Source organism: Aeromonas sp. QDB18, assembly GCF_027705325.1.
In the GTDB taxonomy this organism is placed as follows: Bacteria; Pseudomonadota; Gammaproteobacteria; order Enterobacterales; family Aeromonadaceae; genus Aeromonas; species Aeromonas caviae.
The window spans coordinates 1-5,095 of record NZ_JAPDBQ010000206.1 but is presented as its reverse complement, the minus strand read 5'-3'; the positions used below and the strand labels follow the sequence as shown (position 1 = coordinate 5,095).

Annotated in this window: 5 protein-coding genes; all 5 read right to left on the bottom strand. The window is 60.6% G+C overall.

From position 1 onward, the window contains the following. Window positions 1-524: 524 nt before the first annotated feature. The 5 genes from ilvN to OKC30_RS19775 all read right to left on the bottom strand — a co-directional run bounded on the left by ilvN (window position 525) and on the right by OKC30_RS19775 (window position 4,925). Window positions 525-1,019, bottom strand: coding sequence for an acetolactate synthase small subunit (gene ilvN, locus OKC30_RS19795; protein WP_010673160.1), 495 nt, complete (start codon window positions 1,017-1,019; stop codon window positions 525-527). Continuing rightward, window positions 1,019-2,737, bottom strand: a complete 1,719-nt coding sequence (locus OKC30_RS19790) for an acetolactate synthase 3 large subunit (RefSeq protein ID WP_039041176.1) — start codon at window positions 2,735-2,737, stop codon at window positions 1,019-1,021. Before OKC30_RS19790 ends, ilvN begins: the two co-directional genes overlap by 1 nt. 390 nt (window positions 2,738-3,127) lie before the next feature. After that, window positions 3,128-3,280, bottom strand: coding sequence for a hypothetical protein (locus tag OKC30_RS19785; protein WP_010673158.1), 153 nt, complete (start codon window positions 3,278-3,280; stop codon window positions 3,128-3,130). A 35-nt stretch (window positions 3,281-3,315) separates the two neighbouring features. Continuing rightward, window positions 3,316-4,425, bottom strand: coding sequence for an MJ1255/VC2487 family glycosyltransferase (locus OKC30_RS19780; protein ID WP_270809768.1), 1,110 nt, complete (start codon window positions 4,423-4,425; stop codon window positions 3,316-3,318). Further along, complete coding sequence (locus tag OKC30_RS19775; protein WP_039041177.1) at window positions 4,422-4,925, bottom strand: phosphatase PAP2 family protein; 504 nt, start codon at window positions 4,923-4,925, stop codon at window positions 4,422-4,424. The genes OKC30_RS19780 and OKC30_RS19775 overlap by 4 nt, the downstream gene beginning before the upstream one ends. Window positions 4,926-5,095 lie beyond the last annotated feature (170 nt).

Below are 5,095 nucleotides of genomic sequence, written 5' to 3'. Positions count from 1 at the left end.
AGATCCCGCGAAGAACCATTTTTTAGCCCTGATACTACGTGGACTGGAACTCAAATTCTCTTAAGTGAACAGCATTGGCCGAGAGGCGGGTTTTTTTATGGCTCGCGCCCAGAAATGTTGATCCGCTAGATCAGGTCGGGATCCCGTCCGGATCCACGAACAGATCCGCGTTCCGCCCTTGGCAAGGCACGAGGGATAAGCAAACGCTCACACCCTCGCCAGGGGATTGCACAAATGCGATCCAGCCAGGATCAAATTGAAATATCCCTTTAAGATCATGCGACTAACGCCAGACACACCGCTAATCTACAGAGTTTTCCACAGCTTTTGTGGATAGTTTACCGATCATTTGAAAGAAAATGACAGGTGAAGCCCCTCTCTTCCCCCTTCTCTTTCACCCCCTCGATAACCTCCTGATGCTGTGGCCAGCATCCCTACCGGCGCCCCCACTTGCCCGCAACGCTGCCAGACACGAAAAAGGGCTCCGAAGAGCCCTTGAACAGCTATTTTCACATCCGGCCACATCAGGGACGCAGGGATTTGTCCGCCCGGGAGATGCCACAGACACCGGAGCGCACCACTTCGATGATCTCGTTGGTCTGGGCAGCCGTCTTGATGAAGGCGTCCAGCTTTTCGCTGGTCCCGACGAGCTGCACCGTGTAGAGCTCGGGGGTGACGTCGACGATCTGGCCACGGAAGATGTCCGCCAGCCGCTTCAGTTCGTCACGGGCACCACCGGCGGCGCGCGCCTTGACCAGCGCGATCTCCCGCTCGATGTGCTCCCCTTCGCTGAGATCGCACACCTTGAGCACGTCCACCAGCTTGTGCAGCTGCTTCTGGATCTGCTCCAGTACCCGCTCATCCCCCATGGTGACGATGGTCATGCGGGACAGGGTGGGATCCTCGGTGGGGGCCACCGTCAGGGTCTCGATGTTGTAGCCGCGCTGGGAGAAGAGGCCTACCACACGGCTCAGGGCACCGGATTCGTTCTCCAGCAGAACGGAAATTATATGTCTCATCAGGTTCTCTCCGTCTTGCTCAGCCACATCTCGTCCATGGCGCCAAATTTGATCTGCATCGGATAGACGTGCTCGTCCGGATCGACCGAGATGTCCATGAACACCAGTCTGTCCTTCATGGCAAAGGCCTTCTCCATGGCGCTCTCCAGCTCCGCCGGATCGCTCACCGCGATGCCGACGTGGCCATAGGCTTCCGCCAGCTTGACGAAGTCAGGCAGGGATTCCATGTAGGAGTGGCTGTGGCGGCCACCGTAGAACATCTTCTGCCACTGCTTGACCATGCCCAGCGCACGGTTGTTGATGGAAATGATCTTGATGGGCACCCCGTACTGCATGCAGGTAGAGAGCTCCTGGATGTTCATCTGCACCGAGCCGTCGCCGGTGACGCAGCAGACCACGGCTTCCGGGTTGGCAAACTGGGCCCCCATGGCGGCGGGAATGCCAAAGCCCATGGTGCCGAGACCGCCAGAGTTGATCCACTGGCGCGGTTTGGCAAACGGGTAGTAGAGGGCGGCAAACATCTGGTGCTGGCCCACGTCGGAAGCCACGAACGCCTCCCCTTTGGTCACCTTGTAGAGAGTCTCGATGACCTGCTGCGGCTTGATCAGGGTGGGATGGGTTTCGTAGGCCAGGCAGTTGCGGGAGCGCCACTGGTTGATCTGCTCCCACCAGTCCGCCAGCGCCTGCTTGTCGTTGTCAAAGCCGCACTCGCGGATCACTTCCAGCATCTGTTCCAGCACGGTTTCCACCGAGCCGACGATGGGCACATGGGCCTGTACCGTCTTGGAGATGGAGGTGGGGTCGATGTCGATGTGGACTATGGTGGCGTTGGGGCAGAACTTGCTGACATTGTTGGTCACGCGATCATCGAAGCGGGCACCCACGGCGAAGATGAGATCCGCGTTGTGCATGCTCTTGTTCGCTTCGAAGGTGCCGTGCATGCCGAGCATGCCGATGAATTGCGGATGGGTGCCGGAGAAGGCGCCCAGCCCCATGAGCGTGGTAGTCACCGGCAGGTTCAGCAGCTCCGCCAGCTTGGTCACCAGGTGATCAGCATTGGCGTTGATGGCGCCGCCACCCACGTACATGACCGGGCGGCTCGCCTCGGTCAGCAGCTTGGCAGCCCGCTTGATCTGGCCCTTGTGTCCGGCCTTGGTCGGATTGTAGGAGCGCAGGGAAACGGACTCGGGATACTGATAGGGGAACTTCTCTTTCGGATTCTGCACGTCTTTGGGCAGATCCACCACCACGGGCCCCGGGCGGCCACTGGCGGCAATGTAATAGGCCTTCTTGATGGCCTCGGGAATGTCGCTGGCTTTCTTGCACAGGAAGCTGTGCTTCACCACCGGGCGGGAGATGCCGATCATGTCGGTCTCCTGGAACGCATCCTCCCCGATCATGCTGGTCGGCACCTGGCCGGACAGGATCACCAGGGGAATGGAATCCATGTAGGCGGTGGCGATCCCCGTGATGCAGTTGGTGGCGCCGGGACCCGAGGTCACCAGCACAGTGCCCACCTTGCCGGTGGAGCGGGCGTAACCGTCCGCCATGTGCACTGCGGCCTGCTCGTGCCGCACCAGGACATGCTCCATCTTGCCGTTTTCGAAGAGAGCGTCATAGATGTCGAGCACTGAGCCACCAGGGTAGCCGAAAACGTGTTCCACTCCCTGATCTTCCAGCGCTCTAACCACCATCTGGGCGCCTGATAACATCTCCATGATAAAGCCCTCCAGGCTTTGCTCCGTTAAGCGAAAGCTATCGACAGTCCGCTGCTTCCCGGCAGCGCCGATCCGAGTCTTGTTGTTGTCTGCAGGCAGATCAGGCGAGTTCGGAGCCGTCGATAGTAGAAAAATAGGGGTTTTCCATCATTCACCCGAAAAGCGGGTGAAAAACCAACTTAACCCGCCCGTGAACGCTTGTCCACGGCTTTGTCTGGCCATAACAGTCATAAATTTCAAACAGCTATTAACATTCAGTGACTTGGCCACCAGACGGGCAACAAAGAGGGGCCCTGGGGGGAACAACCAGCGGATCATGCTGCCCGCGTCGGTCAGGAACAAAATAAACGGCCCACCTCGAGGGGGTGGGCCGTCAAAAACTGGCTGGTTTCACTGCTCGTCTTCGGGTTCTGCCAGCCAGATCTGCTGATCCGGATCCGTCTCTTCGCAGACCGAAATGCTGACACCCATGTCGAGCAGCTCATGCAGGGTGAGATTGTCTGCCAGAGTCATGGTGTCGCCGTTTTCATTGGTAAAGCGCATGCTGTCCGTCCTCTCCGTGGTGGGATCGACTCAGTTTAGTCAAAGGCGCTGAGTTGGGATAACCAGGGACGCTCCTGGCCGGTACGGCTGGCAAGCTCCCCCAGGCTGTCACACACCTCCTCCGGAAAGAGAGTCCTGCCCCAGAGGCGGCGGGAGAGCGCCCCCACCTCCTCCCCGGCCCCGGCCAGCAACCAGTCGGCCAGCTCTCCTGCCACATCGGGATAGCGTACCCTGCCAGGAGAAGGGGCCTCCAGCCAGCTTCGCACCGCATTGGCATCCAGGCTGTCCATCAACTGGGCCAGCCCCATCAGCTCCAGGGTCCTGCCGTTGGTCAACTGCTCGAACTGGCCACCCAGGGGTTTGACCAGCAGCTTCTTGCCCAAGGAGAGCGCCTCGGAGGCAAGCTCGAATCCCGCATTGCTGATGACCCCGCGACAACCGGCCAGCGCCAGCTTGAACCCCTCTCTGGCCTGAGGTTCAAAGCGGATGTTGCGCCACTCGCTACGCTTGCGCACCTCGGGATGGAAGCAGATGAACGACTGCGTGCTGAAACGCGACAACAGGGCCGCGATCGTCTCTGTCTGCTCGAATGGCAGATAGACCAGGATCTGCTGGTTGTCCGGCACCGGCTCGAGGGGATCGACGATGGGAGGCAGCAGGGGCTGGCCGAAATGGAACCAGTGCAGCCCCAGGGACTGGCGTACCGGCGCAAAATGGCGCATCAGCTGGCGGTTGAAGCCGCTCTCCCCCCAGCGCGGGATCGGCCAGTCGAAGCTCGCCTGATGGCTGATGGTGAGGCTGGGTTTGCCCCAGCGGCGAGCTGCATGGGCACTGAGCGGCTCGAAGTCGCTGATGACCAGATCGTACTCGCGACAATCGAGGGCACGCAGATCTTGCCAGAAACGCAGGGGAGAGAGTCCCTTGAGGGTACGCCAGCCCGAGATGCGCCCCTGATGGCTGGCGAAGGTGATACCGGGGAAGGTGCGATAATCCCCGAACTCCCCCATCTCGAAGTAACCGTCGGCGGCGCGCCCGCTGAACAGATAGTCCACCGCCACGTCCCTGCTCTTCAATGCGCGCGCCAGGGTCCGGCTACGACTGATGTGGCCGTTGCCGGTCCCCTGAACGCCGAACAGTATCCTCATCCCTGGCTCCAACCCAGCGCCCAGAGGGCGCAACCACCGCCAAGCAGCGCCCCGGCCACCAGATCGCTCAGATAATGCACCCCGAGCAGCAGGCGGGACGCCCCCACCAGCGCGGCCCAGACAAACAGCAGCGGTGCCCAGAGCGGGAAACTGGCGGCCAGTACGGTCGCCATCAGAAAGGCGGCCGCGGTATGGCCCGAGGGCAGGCTGTAACGATCCGACGGGGTGATGAAGACAGGCAGCCCTGCCGGGCGCTGGCGTTTGAGGGCATTCTTGAGCAGCAGGTAGAGCGGCAACTCGAGGGCAAACGCCCAGAGCGCCACCCTGACCGCCTCCTGCCCGGCGCTCCCCTGCCACCAGAGCAGGCAGGCCGCCACGGCATAGAGGGGGCCGTCACCGGTACGGGAGACAAGCCGGCTTATCCTGGCCTGCGGCTGATTGTAGGGGTGGAGCAGGCAGACACGGCACACCCGCAGGTCCCATTGCTGGATCTTGTTCATCACGGCCCTCCCTTGTATCCTGAGTGCAGACTAGGAGGGCGGCATGACACTTCGTTGACGCCCAGATAACAGATTGATGAAAAAAAGGGCCCAGGGGCTAATGCCAGTCAGTTAAGCCTGACTGGCATTGTTTTTACTAGGTTTTCTCGTCGCATACTTCTGTGGTTTGG

What these genes read in the sequence shown, in the direction of transcription:
- ilvN (WP_010673160.1), bottom strand. Translation starts at nt 1,019, where the DNA reads ATGAGACATATAATTTCCGTTCTGCTGGAGAACGAATCCGGTGCCCTG.
- OKC30_RS19790 (WP_039041176.1), bottom strand. Translation starts at nt 2,737, where the DNA reads ATGGAGATGTTATCAGGCGCCCAGATGGTGGTTAGAGCGCTGGAAGAT.
- OKC30_RS19785 (WP_010673158.1), bottom strand. Translation starts at nt 3,280, where the DNA reads ATGCGCTTTACCAATGAAAACGGCGACACCATGACTCTGGCAGACAAT.
- OKC30_RS19780 (WP_270809768.1), bottom strand. Translation starts at nt 4,425, where the DNA reads ATGAGGATACTGTTCGGCGTTCAGGGGACCGGCAACGGCCACATCAGT.
- OKC30_RS19775 (WP_039041177.1), bottom strand. Translation starts at nt 4,925, where the DNA reads ATGAACAAGATCCAGCAATGGGACCTGCGGGTGTGCCGTGTCTGCCTG.